Origin of the sequence: Vibrio sp. T20 (genome assembly GCF_007858795.1) — a bacterium.
In the GTDB taxonomy this organism is placed as follows: domain Bacteria; phylum Pseudomonadota; class Gammaproteobacteria; order Enterobacterales; family Vibrionaceae; genus Vibrio; species Vibrio satsumensis.
Map to the genome: position 1 here is coordinate 1 of NZ_VFEB01000055.1, position 255 is coordinate 255.

A 255-nucleotide genomic window follows, 5' to 3' on the forward strand; every position below is an offset into this window, starting at 1 on the left:
TTTTCTACCGCAAGTAAGCAACTTTAATCGATGCCAAGGATCCGCTTTACTGGCTTAAAGCTCTTACGGTAATGCTCGGTTACACCATGTTTTTCAATCGCTTCAAAGTGTGCTTTGGTCGGGTAACCTTTGTGCTTAGCAAAACCAAACTCTGGATGTAGCTTGTCGAGCTCTTCCATCTCTTGGTCACGAACCACTTTAGCGATAATAGACGCAGCACTGATCTCTGCCACTCGCAAGTCACCCTTCACAATA

General features: G+C 45.1%; 1 protein-coding gene. It reads right to left on the minus strand.

Going from position 1 to position 255, the window contains the following annotated elements; all coding sequences use genetic code 11:
• Positions 1-23 precede the first annotated feature (23 nt).
• Positions 24-255 (minus strand): ribonuclease HII (locus FTW16_RS03050; RefSeq protein ID WP_409994444.1); only part of this gene is annotated, 232 nt, incomplete at its 5' end.